General features: G+C 70.2%; 13 protein-coding genes. 4 read left to right on the top strand and 9 right to left on the bottom strand.

Annotated features, from left to right (window positions below; genetic code table 11):
• Positions 1 to 13 precede the first annotated feature (13 nt).
• Positions 14 to 904 carry a carboxylating nicotinate-nucleotide diphosphorylase gene (gene nadC / locus G528_RS0110715; RefSeq protein WP_026918963.1) on the bottom strand — a complete coding sequence of 297 codons (891 nt, stop codon included), beginning with the start codon at positions 902 to 904 and terminating at the stop codon, positions 14 to 16.
• A 5-nt stretch (positions 905 to 909) separates the two neighbouring features.
• Positions 910 to 1,920, bottom strand: coding sequence for a quinolinate synthase NadA (gene nadA, locus G528_RS0110710; protein ID WP_084638160.1), 1,011 nt, complete (start codon positions 1,918 to 1,920; stop codon positions 910 to 912).
• Between the two features lie 197 nt (positions 1,921 to 2,117).
• Between nadA and G528_RS0110705 the strand changes: the two genes are divergently transcribed.
• A complete protein-coding gene (locus G528_RS0110705; RefSeq protein ID WP_026918961.1) occupies positions 2,118 to 2,804 on the top strand; it encodes an NUDIX hydrolase in 687 nt (228 codons plus the stop codon).
• On the opposite strand, the gene G528_RS0110700 is transcribed toward G528_RS0110705, so the two are convergent.
• The 6 genes from G528_RS0110700 to G528_RS0110675 form a co-directional block, all read right to left on the bottom strand.
• Positions 2,767 to 3,387, bottom strand: a complete 621-nt coding sequence (locus G528_RS0110700; RefSeq protein WP_026918960.1) for a DUF2567 domain-containing protein — start codon at positions 3,385 to 3,387, stop codon at positions 2,767 to 2,769. The two genes, G528_RS0110705 and G528_RS0110700, sit on opposite strands and share 38 nt — an antisense overlap.
• Before the next feature lie 30 nt (positions 3,388 to 3,417).
• Positions 3,418 to 3,672 carry a biotin synthase auxiliary protein BsaP gene (gene bsaP, locus G528_RS0110695; protein ID WP_026918959.1) on the bottom strand — a complete coding sequence of 85 codons (255 nt, stop codon included), beginning with the start codon at positions 3,670 to 3,672 and terminating at the stop codon, positions 3,418 to 3,420.
• Between the two features lie 99 nt (positions 3,673 to 3,771).
• On the bottom strand, positions 3,772 to 4,812 hold the full coding sequence (bioB, locus tag G528_RS0110690; protein ID WP_026918958.1) for a biotin synthase BioB: 1,041 nt from the start codon (positions 4,810 to 4,812) through the stop codon (positions 3,772 to 3,774).
• Positions 4,809 to 5,585 (bottom strand): dethiobiotin synthase, encoded by a 777-nt coding sequence (gene bioD, locus G528_RS17210; RefSeq protein WP_084638155.1) that lies wholly within the window; start codon positions 5,583 to 5,585, stop codon positions 4,809 to 4,811. The genes bioB and bioD overlap by 4 nt, the downstream gene beginning before the upstream one ends.
• Positions 5,582 to 6,730 (bottom strand): 8-amino-7-oxononanoate synthase, encoded by a 1,149-nt coding sequence (locus G528_RS0110680; protein ID WP_026918957.1) that lies wholly within the window; start codon positions 6,728 to 6,730, stop codon positions 5,582 to 5,584. The genes bioD and G528_RS0110680 overlap by 4 nt, the downstream gene beginning before the upstream one ends.
• On the bottom strand, positions 6,727 to 8,037 hold the full coding sequence (locus G528_RS0110675; protein ID WP_026918956.1) for an adenosylmethionine--8-amino-7-oxononanoate transaminase: 1,311 nt from the start codon (positions 8,035 to 8,037) through the stop codon (positions 6,727 to 6,729). The genes G528_RS0110680 and G528_RS0110675 overlap by 4 nt, the downstream gene beginning before the upstream one ends.
• 166 nt (positions 8,038 to 8,203) lie before the next feature.
• Here G528_RS0110675 and G528_RS0110670 point away from each other — a divergent pair, with 166 nt between their 5' ends.
• The 3 genes from G528_RS0110670 to treY all read left to right on the top strand — a co-directional run bounded on the left by G528_RS0110670 (position 8,204) and on the right by treY (position 13,523).
• On the top strand, positions 8,204 to 8,869 hold the full coding sequence (locus G528_RS0110670) for a TetR/AcrR family transcriptional regulator (RefSeq protein ID WP_026918955.1): 666 nt from the start codon (positions 8,204 to 8,206) through the stop codon (positions 8,867 to 8,869).
• 98 nt (positions 8,870 to 8,967) lie between these two features.
• The gene (locus G528_RS0110665; RefSeq protein ID WP_026918954.1) at positions 8,968 to 11,136 is read left to right on the top strand and encodes an acyltransferase family protein; all 2,169 of its coding nucleotides are present in this window, start codon (positions 8,968 to 8,970) and stop codon (positions 11,134 to 11,136) included.
• A gap of 56 nt (positions 11,137 to 11,192) precedes the next feature.
• Entirely contained in the window at positions 11,193 to 13,523 is a 2,331-nt protein-coding gene (treY, locus tag G528_RS0110660; RefSeq protein WP_026918953.1) for a malto-oligosyltrehalose synthase, read from the top strand.
• A 3-nt stretch (positions 13,524 to 13,526) separates the two neighbouring features.
• Here treY and G528_RS0110655 read toward each other — a convergent pair whose 3' ends face one another.
• On the bottom strand, positions 13,527 to 14,267 hold the full coding sequence (locus G528_RS0110655) for a hypothetical protein (RefSeq protein ID WP_026918952.1): 741 nt from the start codon (positions 14,265 to 14,267) through the stop codon (positions 13,527 to 13,529).
• Positions 14,268 to 14,275: the final 8 nt, after the last annotated feature.

Raw genomic sequence — 14,275 nt, 5'->3', positions numbered from 1 at the left:
GACCGTTCTGAACCTACATGTCCAAGCCGAAGTCGAGGACGGTCACCGAGTGGGTGAGCGCGCCGACGGCGAGGTAGTCGACGCCGGTCCGCGCGTAGTCGGCCGCGACATCGAGTATGAGTCCACCGGAGGATTCCAACCGGGTATCGGGAGCTCGAGCGTCGCGACGCTGCACGGCCATCTGCGTCTCCCACGGCTCGAAATTGTCCAGAAGGATCAACTCGGGCGCCAAGCCCAACACCTCGTCGAGCTGGTCGAGGGAGTCGACCTCCACCTCCACCGGGATGTCGGGTGCGGCCTCGCGGACCGCGGCGAGCGCCTTCGCGACCCCGCCGGCCGCGACGACGTGATTGTCCTTGATGAGCGCCGCGTCGCCGAGTCCCATCCGATGATTCACGCCGCCGCCTGCCCGCACGGCGTACTTCTGCAGTGCACGCATGCCCGGCATCGTCTTGCGAGAATCACGAATGAGGGCACCCGTCCCCTCCACAGCGGCCACCCACTGTGCGGTCGCCGTCGCGACACCCGAAAGATGGCACAGCAGGTTCAACGCGGTTCGTTCCGCAGTGAGCAGCGACGTGACCGGCGCCCGGACCGCGAGTGCGACCGTCCCCGGCTCCACCCGATGACCGTCGTCGAGTTGTGTGTCGACGATGTAGTTCTCGGGCCCGATCACCTGATCGAAGACCGCGCGGACCATCGGGAGGCCGGCCACCACGCCGGTTGCCCGCGACACGATCCGGGCATCGGCGACTGTGCCCGACGGCACCGTGGCAAGGGTCGTGATGTCCGGGCCGTACCGCAGGTCCTCGAGCAGCGCCGTGCGGATGAGCGCGACGATCTCCTCGTCGATCTGGAGGTCGAGACCCCCGTCGGCGTTCCGCTGTCCGATGAACGCGTCCACCCCGCCTATTCCCCGCTTCCCGGGTTTCCGATGGCGATCATCCGCTCCACCGACCGCCGCGCGCGCTCGGCGACATCGGGGGCGACGTGCACTTCATCGCGCCCCTCGGTGAGGCACCGCAACAGCGCCGCGGGCGTGTTCATCTTCATGTAGGGGCACGCGGCGCGCTCGTTGACCGCCTGGAAGTCGATCTCCGGCGCGGCGCGGCGAAGCTGATGCAGCATGCCGACCTCGGTCGCGACGAGCACCTGCGAGGCGTTGCTCGCCCGGGCCGCGTCGATCATCCCGCCCGTCGAGAGGATCTTGACCCGATCCTCCGGCACGATCCCCTCGCCCGAGAGGTACAGAGCGGAGGTGGCGCATCCGCATTCCGGGTGGATGAACAGATCGGCGTCGGGGTGGTTCTCGGTCTGTGCGGTCAGCTCGTCGCCGTTGATCCCCGCGTGGACGTGGCACTCACCGGCCCAGATGTGAATGTTGTCCCGACCCGTGGCGCGCTTGACGTGCGCTCCGAGGAACTGGTCGGGCAGGAACAGGACGTCACGGTCGGGGTCGATCGACTCGACCACGTCGACGGCGTTCGACGAGGTGCAGCAGATGTCGGTGAGCGACTTCACCTCGGCGGTCGTGTTGACGTACGACACCACGACCGCATCCGGGTAGTCGGCCTTCCACTCGCGCAGATCGTCGGCGGTGATCGAGTCGGCGAGCGAGCATCCGGCGCGCTCGTCGGGAATCAGCACCCGCTTGGCCGGGCTGAGGATCTTGGCGGTCTCGGCCATGAAGTGGACACCGCAGAACACGATCTCCTCGGCATCGGTCTCCGCCGCCACCCGCGACAGGGCGAGGGAGTCGCCGACGTGGTCGGCGATGTCCTGGATCGCCGGAAGCTGGTAATTGTGCGCCAGGATGACCGCATTGCGCTGCTTCGCCAGGCGACGAACCTCATCGGCCCATTCCCCGGTCGGCTCCACGCCTCCGTAGGCGGCCGGGATCTCGTGGCGCGGATCGGGCATCCCCAGATCGGTCTCGGTGCGGGTGATCACGTTTCCGGTGGTCATGACGACTGCTCTCCCATCGGCGTTCTCCGGTGCGGGGCTGCGCCCCGGAGGGGTTTTCGACCATCGGTCGAAAACATGGCGCTCATCGTAACACCGAACGGGGTACCGGTAATTCCCGGTACCTCGGCCCGAGTCATTAGACTCCATGGATCATGACCCGTGTCGACGTCCGCGTGGAGGCTCTCACCGCCGTATTCCAGGTACGCGAGACCACCCCGGATCGACCAGAGCTGCACGTGCTGCTGCGGCGTACCGACAGCGGTCGATACGGGCTCCCGGGCGGCCCCATCGTGGAGAACGAGACGCTCGAAGCGGCCGCCGGACGCTGGTTGAGCAGCCAGGCGGGAGTGACCCGCGTGGCCCATCTCGAACAGCTCCGCGTGTTCTCCGAACCGGATCGGGTTCCCGAGCAGCGAACCGTGGCGGCGACCTTCCTCGGACTCGTCCGCAGCGACATTCCGACTGCGCTCCTCGGCGACGCGCACTGGCGGTCGGTGGACGACACGCCGTCGGAGTCGCTGATTCACGACCATCGGGAGATCATCGACCGAGCGCGAGCGCGACTGGCCGGCAAACTGTCGTACACGAACATCGCGTTCGCGCTGGCCCCCAGCCAATTCGCGATGTCCGAGCTGGCCGAGGTTTACGGCGCCGCCCTCGGCTACCCGGTGGACTCGACGAATCTGCTCCGCGTCCTCTCCCGCCGCGGCGTGGTGGTCGCGACCGGGACCGTCGGGCGGACGGGACGAGCGGGCGGACGACCGCCCGCGCTGTACGCGTTCGCCGACACCGGCCTTCGCGTCACGGACGAGTTCGCGGCCCTTCGCCCTCCCCTGTGACAGACTCCGAGGTCGTCCCACCGGGGGCGTATGCGACCGCGGGCGTGGACCCGGCGGGAGACGCCGTGGGGCGCGGCCCGCGTCCGAGCTCTCCATCGGAACTCATCAGGACGCACACCAGATAGATCAGCGCGCCGACCGCGGGCGCACAGACGAGCAACACCCACGACGGTCCCACCGAAGAGTTCATCCACAGACGAGCGGTCCCGTGGAACGGACCCGGCGAATCGGCGTCGAGCGTCCCACGGGTGAGCCGGGCGATCCGTGTTCCGGCGTCGAGCGCCAAACCGGACGTCGCGATCGACATGACGACGACGAACGCGAGTCCGGCCGGGCCGCGCGTATCGCGGAGCCCGAACCACGTCGCGAATGCGATCACCGCCCCGAGCCCCATCGCCAGGAACGCGAAGACCGCGACACTCGAGAAGAGCTTCTCGGCCTCCTGCTGCGGAAAGGACACGCCCTCGTCGCCCGGCAGCACCTGGAGTGTCGGCGAGGGCGCGATCACCACCCACAGTCCGCCGACCGCGACGGCGAGCGCCATCAGCGCGACGGCGACGATCGCCGCCCGCGCCTTGTTCATCGCCCGCCCCGGTTCATCGCTGCTCCCGGTTCATCGCTGCTCCAACTCCGTCGAATCGATCGCGCCGTGACGCGAGCACCGCGCGTGCCAACCGTCGGGACGCACCTGCACGATCATCCGTCGGCCGCACCGGCCGCAGTAGCGCGGCGGCTCGAGGCCGAGCCGAGCTGCGCTGGGAACCGTCGCCGACGACTCCAGCTCGCATGCGACACCGGTGTAGACGCCGTAGCTCAGCGGCTCGTCCAGCGGGCCCGCCGCTGATCGCGGAGCGGACATTCGCGTCATCGCCGTCTCCTTGCCGAGGCGCGTGCTGCGCCCGAGACTCCGAGCGTACCGCCACTCGATCGTGTCCCGTCAGATCGTGTCCCGTCAGATCGTGTCCCGTCAGATCGTGTCATTGAGGACCTTGATCGGCATCTGGAGTCCGTCGAGGAGGTCGAGGTCGGTCTCGGCGGGGCGTCCCAGCGTGGTGAGGTAGTTGCCGACGATCACCGCGTTGATTCCACCGAGGATGCCCTGTTCGGCGCCGAGGTCTCCGAGGGTGATCTCGCGGCCGCCGGCGAAGCGCAGGATCGTTCGCGGCAGTGCGAGGCGGAAGGCGGCGACGGCCTTGAGGGCTTCCGCGGCGGGTAGGACGTCCAGGTCGCCGAACGGTGTTCCGGGGCGCGGGTTGAGGAAGTTCAGCGGGACCTCGTCGGGGTCGAGGGCCGCGAGGTCGGCGGCGAATTCGGCGCGTTGTTCGAGCGTCTCCCCCATGCCGAGGATGCCGCCGCAGCACACCTCCATGCCGGCTTCCCCGACCATGCGGAGGGTCTCCCAACGCTCCTCCCAGGTGTGGGTGGTGACGACGTTCGGGAAGTGACTCCGTGCCGTCTCCAGATTGTGGTTGTACCGGTGCACTCCCATCGCGGCGAGTTCGTCGACCTGGTCGGCGGTGAGCATGCCGAGGCTGCATGCGATCTGGATGTCGACCTCGTTGCGGATGGCTTCGATTCCGGCGGCGACCTGGCTCATCAACCGCTTGTCGGGGCCGCGTACCGCGGCGACGATGCAGAATTCGGTCGCCCCGGTCTTCGCCGTCTGTTTGGCCGCCTCGACGAGCGAGGGAATGTCGATCCACGCGCTGCGCACCGGCGACGCGAACAGTCCGGACTGGCTGCAGAAGTGGCAGTCCTCGGGGCATCCGCCGGTCTTGAGGGAGATGATGCCTTCCACCTCCACTTCGGGACCGCACCAGCGCAGCCGGGTGTCGTGGGCGACCTGCAGCAGTTCGGTGAGACGGTCGTCGGGCAGACGCAGCACCTCGAGCACCTGGTCGCGGTCGAGTCCGCGGCCGCCGTCGACGACCTGGTCGCGAGCGATCGCCAGGATGTCGGGCGCGGTGCCCTCGTCGACGCCTGCGGCGGTGTGGGCGGTCGTGGTCATACAGATCTCCTCGTGGGTTGTGAGTGCTCATCGGTTGGGAACGGCTGCGGTCGGTGGGCAGCGGCCGGCGTCTCGTCACGGTGCGCGGCCAGGTCTGCGATCAGATCGGGGGCGAACCACTCGGGGGCGGCCGACCGGAAGTCGCGGGGGTCGCGTGCACCGGCTCCCGCGGGGATTGCGCCGAGGATCGGCGTCTCGGACAGCCTCGGCAGGTCGTCGAGGTTGCTGGTCATCGCCAGGTCGGGGCCCTCCGGCCAGGAGCCGACGACCAGGCCCAGCACACGCCGCCCGGCGGACCGCAGCGCGCGGACCGTGAGCTCCGTGTGGTTGAGCGTCCCGAGCCCGGGGTCGGTCACCACCAGCACGTCCGCGTGGAGCCGTGCGGCGACGTCGATGACCGTGAGGTCGGGGGCCAACCTCACCAGGACGCCGCCGGCGCCTTCGACGATGACGAGGTCCGCGTCGGTCGCGAGTCGGTGCACGGCTGCGGCGATCGCGTCGAGGGTCACCGGGGCTCGTCCCGCACGGCGCGCCGCGGTCTCCGGCGCGAGGGGGTCGGGGAATCGTGCGCATTCGGTCGCCGCGACGCCGCCGCACAGTCGGACCACTTCGTCCGCGTCGCCGAGATCGGTCGGTCCGACACCGGTCTGGGCCGCTTTGCAGACGGCGGGCCGCAGTCCCGCGGCGGCGCAGGCGGCGGCGAGTGCGGCCACCGTGACGGTCTTCCCGACATCGGTGGAGGTTCCGGTCACGACGATGACGCGCGGCGTCATCGTGCCGCCTCCGGGCTCGGTGCACCGGCCTCCCGGAGCGACTCGTCGACGACGGCCGCGACATGATCGAGGGTCGCGTCGTCGAGGTCGGCTCGCACGGTCAGCCGCAGCCGGGACGTGCCCTCGGGGACCGACGGCGGCCGGAAGCAGCCGACGAGGACTCCCCGCCGCCGGGCGCAGGCGGCGGCGCGCACCGCGACGACCGGGTCTCCGACTGCGAGCGAGACGACTGCCGCGTGCGGCGGCGGCGCCCCGCACGACGCCGCCAGTCGTCGGGCACCGCGCCGGAGACGGTCGGGAAGGCTCGGATCCGACCTCAACAGGCGCAGCGCCGCGTGGGCCGCGCCGACGGCGACGGGTGTCAGCCCGGTGTCGAAGATGAAGGTCCGCGCATGATCGATCAGATGGTCGCGGAGCAGTGTGCCGCCCAGGACGATCCCGCCCTGGGCGCCCAGCGACTTGGATGCGACGGTGGTCACCACGAGTCCGGGTGCGCCCGCCAGACCGCTCTCCGCGACGATCCCGCGCCCGCCCGGTCCGCGAACCCCGAGCGCATGCGCCTCGTCGGCGAGGAGCACCGCGTCATGCGCTCGGGCGGCCGCGTAATAGCCGGCGACGGGTGCCGCGGCGCCGTCGATGCTGTAGACGGTGTCGGTGACGACCAGCGCCCGCGCCTCTTCGCGCTCGGCGAGGGCCCGCGAGACCGCTGCGACGTCACCGCGCTCGACGATCACCACCCGAGCGCGCGAGAGTCGGCAGCCGTCGATCAGGGAGGCGTGCGTGCCGCGGTCGCTCACGATGAGATCGCCTCGCCCGACCAGCGCCGTCACGGCACCGACGTTGGCGAGGTACCCGGAGGAGAACACGAGTGCCGCCTCGAAGCCGAGGAAGTCGGCCAGGTCGTCCTCGAAGTCGATGTGTGCCCGCGTGGTCCCGGTGACCAGCCTCGACCCGGTGGCACCCGCTCCGTAGGCGTCGAGGGCGGCGTGCGCGGCAGCCAGCACGCCGGGATGCCGCGACAGTCCGAGATAGTCGTTGGAGGCCAGGTCGATCAGATCGTCTCCGGTGTCTCGAGCCACCGGAGAGCGGTGCAGTCCGGCGGCACGGGTCGCCGCGGCGCGCTCGGCCAGCCACGGCGCGCTCATGACGCGACGTCCGCGACGGCACCGAGTGACGCGTGGACGGCCGCGCGCATGCCGGCGGCCACCGTGTCGAGTTGCTCGTCGTCGATGATGAACGGCGGCATCGCGTACACGAGGTTCCGAAACGGCCGGATCCACACGCCGGCGGCGACGGCCGCGTCGGTGGCCGCCACCATGTCGACCTCCCTGTCGAGTTGCACCACGGCGATCGCACCGAGGGTGCGTACGTCCACGACGCCCGGAGTCTGCGCGAGTGGGGCCAGTCCGCCGCGCAGTCGGGCACCGATCGCGTCGACGCGCCGGAACCACGGAGAGTCGGCGAGGAGGTCGAGCGACGCGCAGGCGACCGCGCAGGCGAGCGGATTGGCCATGAAGGTGGGTCCGTGCGCCAGCCCGCCCGCTTCACCGGCGCTGATGACGGCGGCGATCTCGTCGGTTGTGAGGGTGGCGGCGAGCGTCAGGTAGCCGCCGGTGAGGGCCTTGCCCACACACATGATGTCGGGGCTCACACCGGCGTGGTCGACGGCGAACATCCGACCCGTCCGACCGAATCCGGTCGCGATCTCGTCGCATATCAGCAGCACGTCGTGTCGGTCGCAGAGTTCACGGAGTCCGCGGACCAGGTCCGGCGAGTGGAAGCGCATCCCGCCTGCGCCTTGCACCACCGGTTCGACGATGACGCCGGCGAGCCGATCGGCGTGCTCGGCGAGAGTCTCGTCGAGGCTTCGGAGATACTGTTCGACCGCGCTCGCGGGTTCGCGGTGATCGGGCGGCGCGGGAGCGAACACCTGGTCGGCGATCACGCCGCGCCACATCGCGTGCATTCCGCCCTCGGGGTCGCAGACGCTCATCGGTGCGAAGGTGTCACCGTGATAGCCGCCGCGCCACGTCAACATCCGGGTGCGTTCGGGACGGCCGCGGCTGCGCCAGTATTGGATCGCCATCTTGACGGCCACTTCCACCGAGACCGATCCGGAGTCGGCGAAGAACACCTTGGACAGCGGCTCCGGGGTGAGGGCGACCAACCGTTCGGCGAGGCCTGCGGCCGGGGCGTGGGTGAGTCCGCCGAACATGACGTGCGACATTCGTCGACTCTGGTCGGTGAGCGCGGCGTCGAGGCGGGGATGCCGGTACCCGTGGATCGCCGCCCACCACGAGCTCATCGCGTCGATCAGCTCGGCACCGTCGGCCGTGCGGATGTGCACGCCGCTGCAGTCGGTCACGACGCGCGGCGCCGTCGTCGCCGGGAATCCCCCGTAGGGGTGCCACACGTGCCCGGCGTCGATCGCGCTGATTCTGGTCGGCTCCACACCGCTCTCCTCGTCTCACCTGTTACCCGACCCCCGATAACCCGACCCCCGACTACCCGACCCGCGGGTGCCCGACACCCCCGTTCTTGAACACCGTACAGGACATGCCTGGACACCGTACAGGACGGATTCCGATCGGCAGCACGGCGACCGCTAGGCTGTCGCCGTGAGCAACTCGAGGGCCGACATCCTCCGCGCGGCACGCCGGATTCTGGCCGAACACAGCCTCGCCGACCTCACCATGAGACGCCTGGCCACCGACCTCGGCGTTCGACCGAACGCCCTGTACTGGCACTTTCCGAACAAGCAGACGATGCTCGCAGCACTCGCCGACGACATCCTCGCGGCCGTCCCCGCCCAGTCAGACTTGACCGACCCGACCGGCCCCGACCCGACCGGCCCCGACCCGACCGGCCCCGACCCGACCGGAACCGCCCCAGCCGGAACCGAAGCAGGCGGCACCGACTCGGTCGCCGAACTGCGCACCCTGGCCGAAGGCCTCCGCAACGCCCTGCTGGCCGTTCCCGACAGCGCCGAGGTGGTCTCCGCGTCGTGGGCCTCCGGGCTGGCCGGTCGCGGCATCGAGACGATGATCGCCGACACCGCGCACACCGCGGGCCTCCCCCCGCGAGCCGCCCGTGGTCTGGCGACAGCCGTCTGTCAGCTCACGATCGGTCTGACCATCGAAGAGCAGACCAGAACCCAGATGGAACGACTCGGCGTCACCGGGCCCTCGGGCCGCGACTTCGCAGCCGAGTTCTCCGACGCGCTCGAGGTGATCCTCGACGCCGCCGCGGCCGCTCGCCGGACACCTCGCGGCCACCGGAGTTGACGCGGGTCGATTTCCGTCCGGTACCCGGCGCCCCGTAGATTACGGGGGCGACCCGCGCCGATCAGCCACACGGCGCCAGAGGAGAAGAACACACCGCAGTGCCCGCCGCCACGACCGACAATCACCGGGCCGTCGCCCGCGACGTCCCGGTGCCCGCGTACCGGAGCGACCTCGACGGGCTACGCGGCGTCGCGATCCTCCTCGTCGCGTGCTTCCACGTCTGGTTCGGCCGAGTCTCGGGCGGCGTCGACGTCTTCCTGACGCTGTCGGGCTACTTCTTCGTCGGCTCGCTCCTGCGCCACACGATCCACAGCCAGGCCGACACCATCGGCTTCGGCGAGACCATCGACCCGCGACCGCGTCTCACCCGGCTCCTGCGCCGACTGCTCCCGGCGCTGTTCACCCTGCTGATCGGCGTCGCGATCCTCGCGGTCGCCGTCGTCTCCCAAACCCGATGGTCGAACGTCGGCCGCGAGATCTTCGCGAGCGCCCTGTACTACCAGAACTACTACCTGGCGAAGAACTCCCAGGACTACCTCGCCGCGAGCTCCGCCAACAGTCCCCTGCAGCACATCTGGTCGATGTCCATGCAGGGCCAGTTCTTCGTCGGCGCACTCGTGGTCCTGCTGGCTCTCGCCGGCGTCCTCAAGCTCATCGGCCGCCGATTCACCTCCACGGTGACCCCGGCACGCATCCGTCTCGTCTTCGGACTCGTGGTCGGCGGCGTCGCGGTCGCCTCGTTCGTCTACGCGCAGATTCGACTCGGCGTCGACCAACCGTTCAACTACTACGACACCCGGTCACGCCTGTGGGAGCCGCTCGTCGGCGGGCTCCTCGCGATCTGGATGCCGTCGTGGCGCGTGCACCGCCGTGTCCGCGACCTCGTGACCGTCATCGCACTCGGCCTCATCATCTCGTGCGGCTGGTGGATCGACGGCGTCGCGAGTTATCCGGCAGCGCTCGCCTGGGTGCCGGTGGGGGCCACACTGCTGGTCATCTGGTCGGGACAGGTCACCGACGACGCCCCGCAGCCGACGATGAGCCGCGTCCTCGCCGCGCCGCGCGCCGTGTGGCTCGGCGGTCTGGCCTATGCGCTCTATCTCATCCACTGGCCGCTGTTGATCTTCTACCTCACCTGGCGCGGCACCGATCACGCCTCGCTGCCGGAGGGCACCGTGATTCTGGCGGTCTCCCTCGTCCTGGCCTGGATCACCAAACGCTACGTCGAGGATCCGCTGCGGGGCGGCGCCCGCTCATCCCCGCCCAGGGTGCGGTGGCCATCGCATCCGCGGATCACGTACCCGGCGATCCTCACCGTGATCCTGGTCCTGGCGTCCGCGGGAACGGCGGGAGCCATCAAGGCGTGGGACCGGCACGTCGCCGGCATCTCCGTGGACAGCTCGCACCTCGACCCACACCTCTATCCGGGTGCCCGCGCCCTGCTCGAGGATGCGGCGGTCCCCGCCCTCGACCCGCAGCCGTCACCGATCGCCGTCCAACGCGAAGTCCCGGAGACCGGGCGCGACGGATTCATGAGCGACTTCCAGGTGACGGAGCCCGCCGTCGGCGTCTACGGCGATCCGGCCGGCGAACGGACGCTCGCGCTCGTCGGCGGCTCACACGCGGAGATGTGGATCTCCGCGCTCGACCGCATCGGACGCGCCAACGGATTCCGCATCGTCACCTATCTCAAGATGGGATGCCCGCTGACCACCGAGGCCGAGCCCGAACGACTCGAGGGCACCCCCTATCCGGAGTGCCGGACGTGGAATGAGGCGGTCATGGCCGATCTGGTCGCCACGGCACCGGACGCGGTGATGACGAACTCCACCCGCCCCGACCCGTCGGGCGACGCCGACCACGTGCCTGCGGGGTACGTCGGTGCATTCGACGAGCTCATCGCGGCCGGCATCCCCGTGGTGGGCATCCGTGACGTACCGTGGCCCCACCACGGCTCGACCGCCGTCAACATCCCCGAATGCCTGGCCGCCGGCGGTTCGGCACAGTCCTGCGGAAGCCGCCGTTCGGACGCGCTGCATCCTCGCGATCCGGCCACGACGTACGCCGATCAGCACCCCGGCATGTTCCACCGCCTCGACCTCTCCGACGGCCTGTGCGTCGACGACTTCTGTCCGGCGGTGATCGGCAACATCATCGTCTACAAGGACTACCACCACCTGAGCGCGGCGTACGTTCGCAGTCTCACCCGCGAACTGTCCCGCGTCCTCGCGGGCGCACTCCCCTGGACGGGACCGCCCCTTCCCTGACCGGACGGTAGTCTCGACTCCGAGCGCGCCGCGTACCCCGCCGCCGAAGGAGTGCCATGCCCGGGATCCCCACCGACCCGGTGGCCGTGTACCGAGTTCAACTCACCACCGAGTTCGCTTTCGCAGAAGTCGCAGGCATCCTCGAACATCTGGTGGACCTCGGGATCAGCCACCTGTATCTGTCGCCGATCCTCGAGGCGATGCCGGGATCGACGCACGGCTACGACTGGTGCCCGCCCGGGAGGATCGCGCCGTCGCTCGGCGGCGACGACGGCTTTCTCCTCCTCCGCGAACACGCTCGCGCGCTGGGGATCGGCATCATCGTCGACATCGTCCCCAATCACGTGGGTGTCGCCGACGCGGACCGTAACCCCTGGTGGTTCGATGTCCTCGTCCGCGGGACGGACTCTGCGTACGCGCACTTCTTCGACCTCGCTCCCTCCCCCGACGGGGTGATCGCTCTGCCGTGGCTCGGCGCCGCCGACGACATCCGGGCGATGACGGTCGACTCCGCGAACCGGCTCGTCCTCGGCGACATCCGCCTGCCGACGGCGCCGGGCACGTGTGCGCCGGGAGACGACCCGGTCGAGGTCCACGAACGCCAGCACTACCGTCTCGTCGCACACGACAGTCGACGCATCGGCTACCGCCGGTTCCTGGACATCAACACCCTGGCCGCCCTGCGCCAGGATCTGCCCGAGGTGTACGAGGCGACCCATGCCTGGCTTCGCGACCTGGTGGCCGCCGACCTCGTCGACGGCGTCCGGGTGGACCACCTCGACGGACTCCGCGACCCCGTCGGTTACCTCCGGCGACTGCGCGCCGATCTCGGCGACCGGCTGATCTACGTCGAGAAGGGGCTCGGCGTCGACGAACCCCTCGACCCGGCGCTGCCCGTCGACGGCACGACCGGATACGAACAGCTCCGGTTGATCGAGGCCTCGTTCACGGCACCCACCGGCACGATCGAACTCGACGAGACGTATCAGTTCTTCTCCCGGGTCTCCGGTGACGGCGACCAGTTGTTGGCCCGAGCGCGGGCCGCCCAGCAGGCCGTCCTGGTCGACGACTTCCCCGACCGCCTCCAGCGGGTCACCGAGATACTGGCCGCACGGGCACCCGAGGTCCGCGCCCACCTCATCGGGCAGGCAGTGACGAGGCTGATCTGCGACCCCGGTTCCGCGCGCCCCGACTACCCGGCCCGCCGCGAGCACACGCGGGCGCACATCTCGGCGTTGAGCGTCGCGAATCCGACGATGACCGCCGGCTTCGACGTCCTCGCCCGGGCGTTCGCCGACCCCGAGTACGCGCCGGAGGCCGTCGCCCGCCTCGGCGAGGCAGCCGTCGCCGTGTACGCCCGCGCCATCGAGGGCGTCGGCTTCCATCGGACCGGCCGCCTCGTCTCGAGCCAGGAACGCGGATGCACCCCGCGGGTGCCCGCCGTCAATCGCGGTCAGTTCAACGAGTGCAACGCCGACCGGGTCGCCCGGTGGCCACGCGGACTGTCGGCCCTCACCACGCACGACACGCTGCGCAGCGAAGACGTGCGGGCGCGGATCGCGGTGATCGCGCAGACACCGCAGCGATGGCGGATCCTGACTGCCGAGGTGTTCCGACTGGCGCCGCCGCCGGACGCTCGCTTCTGCTACTTCCTGCTGCAGAACGTCGTCGGAGTGTGGCCGGACGACGGCCGCGTGCCCGACCCGAGCGTCGGTGAGCGGTTGGCCGATTACGCCCGCGCCGCGATGCGCGAGGGGCGCACCCTCTCGTCGTGGACCGCGGTCGACGACGACGCCGAGGCCGGGGTCCAGCAATGGTTGGCCGGGCTCCGGGGCGGTCCGGCGGCCGAGTTGATCGGCGACTTCGTGCGGCTCATCGCTCCCGCGGGTCGCGCCGAGTCACTCTCGCGCAAGGCGATCTGCCTGCTGGGCCCCGGCGTCCCGGACGTCTACCAGGGGACGCAGTGGTGGGACGACTCCCTCACCGACCCCGACAACCGGCGCCCGGTCGACTACTCGCGCAGTCCCGACCATCCGAAGACTCGGTTGATCCGCGATGCGTTGACGGCGCGGCGTCGGCATCCGCGTGCCTTCGGCCCGGGCTCGGACTTCGTCGACGTCGCCGTTCGCGGGCCGTCGGCGTCGCACCTGATCGCCTTCGGTCGCGGGACCGACGGCCGCGTCGACGTGGTCGTGGTCGCCGTCCGACTGGCGTTGATGGTCACCGATGCGCGAGGCCGTGCGACCACCCAGGTGGTCCTCCCGCCGGGACGGTGGCACGACGCCGCGCGCGACCGCACCCACGTGGAGTCGGTCGCCGCCGAGACACTGGCCGCCGAGGCCCTGACCGCCGACGGACCGGTGACGATCCTGGAACGGATCGACTGACCGTCAGCCGCCCGGCTGGGGCTCCGGGTTCGGCGCCGGTTCCTGGCCCGGTGCGGGCGCGTCGGGGGCACCCTGCCGGGCGCCGACCGTGATGCCCGGGCCGGCGCCGATATCGCTCACCAGCCAGTCGCCGTCGGACTTCTCCAGTTCGATCTGCAGCAGCACGGCCTGCTTGCCGCCGTCGGGACTCGCCGCGCTGGTACCGGAGATGTCGGCGCCGACGACGACGGTCGCCCGATCATCGTCGAAGGACTCGACCATCGACGCAGTGACCTCGATGGTCGCGTTCTCGATCCGGTTCTCCTTCATAAACTCGGTGCTGACGACCGCATCGTTGTCCAGCCGCGCTTTGAGATCACCGGTGGTGAGCGGACCGACAGCCGCCCGAAGCGACTTCGGCGTCGCCTTCGGCGCCATCATCGACTGCATGTAGGTCTCGAGGAATTCTCCGGCGGCGGCCTTGCTGTCGTCGAACGCCGAGAGCCGCTCGTTCTTCTCCCACAGCTGCCAGCTTCCGACGGCGATGACCGCCGCGACGATGAGGGCGACCACGACGCCCGCCCCGATCTTCACGGCGCGCACCGGGATGGTCATCTCGTCGCCGCGGCGGTCGCCGCGCTCCCGTCGCTGCGCGCGCCGCTGCGCTGCGGTCGACTGTTCGCTGCCGGCCTCGGCTGTCACGTCGTCGGCTGACACGTCCTCGCCTGCGGTGGTTTCCTCATCGGAAGAGTCGGCTGAGCTCATACGTCCTT

Origin of the sequence: Gordonia shandongensis DSM 45094, assembly GCF_000423025.1 — a bacterium.
GTDB lineage: Bacteria > Actinomycetota > Actinomycetes > Mycobacteriales > Mycobacteriaceae > Gordonia > Gordonia shandongensis.
This window is presented reverse-complemented; position numbering and strand designations above follow the sequence as displayed.

Excerpts from the sequence above, each read along its gene's own strand:
- nadA (WP_084638160.1), bottom strand. The coding sequence starts at position 1,920 with ATGCCCGATCCGCGCCACGAGATCCCGGCCGCCTACGGAGGCGTGGAG.
- G528_RS0110705 (WP_026918961.1), top strand. The coding sequence starts at position 2,118 with ATGACCCGTGTCGACGTCCGCGTGGAGGCTCTCACCGCCGTATTCCAG.
- G528_RS0110700 (WP_026918960.1), bottom strand. The coding sequence starts at position 3,387 with ATGAACAAGGCGCGGGCGGCGATCGTCGCCGTCGCGCTGATGGCGCTC.
- bsaP (WP_026918959.1), bottom strand. The coding sequence starts at position 3,672 with ATGACGCGAATGTCCGCTCCGCGATCAGCGGCGGGCCCGCTGGACGAG.
- bioB (WP_026918958.1), bottom strand. The coding sequence starts at position 4,812 with ATGACCACGACCGCCCACACCGCCGCAGGCGTCGACGAGGGCACCGCG.
- bioD (WP_084638155.1), bottom strand. The coding sequence starts at position 5,585 with ATGACGCCGCGCGTCATCGTCGTGACCGGAACCTCCACCGATGTCGGG.
- G528_RS0110680 (WP_026918957.1), bottom strand. The coding sequence starts at position 6,730 with ATGAGCGCGCCGTGGCTGGCCGAGCGCGCCGCGGCGACCCGTGCCGCC.
- treY (WP_026918953.1), top strand. The coding sequence starts at position 11,193 with ATGCCCGGGATCCCCACCGACCCGGTGGCCGTGTACCGAGTTCAACTC.
- G528_RS0110655 (WP_026918952.1), bottom strand. The coding sequence starts at position 14,267 with ATGAGCTCAGCCGACTCTTCCGATGAGGAAACCACCGCAGGCGAGGAC.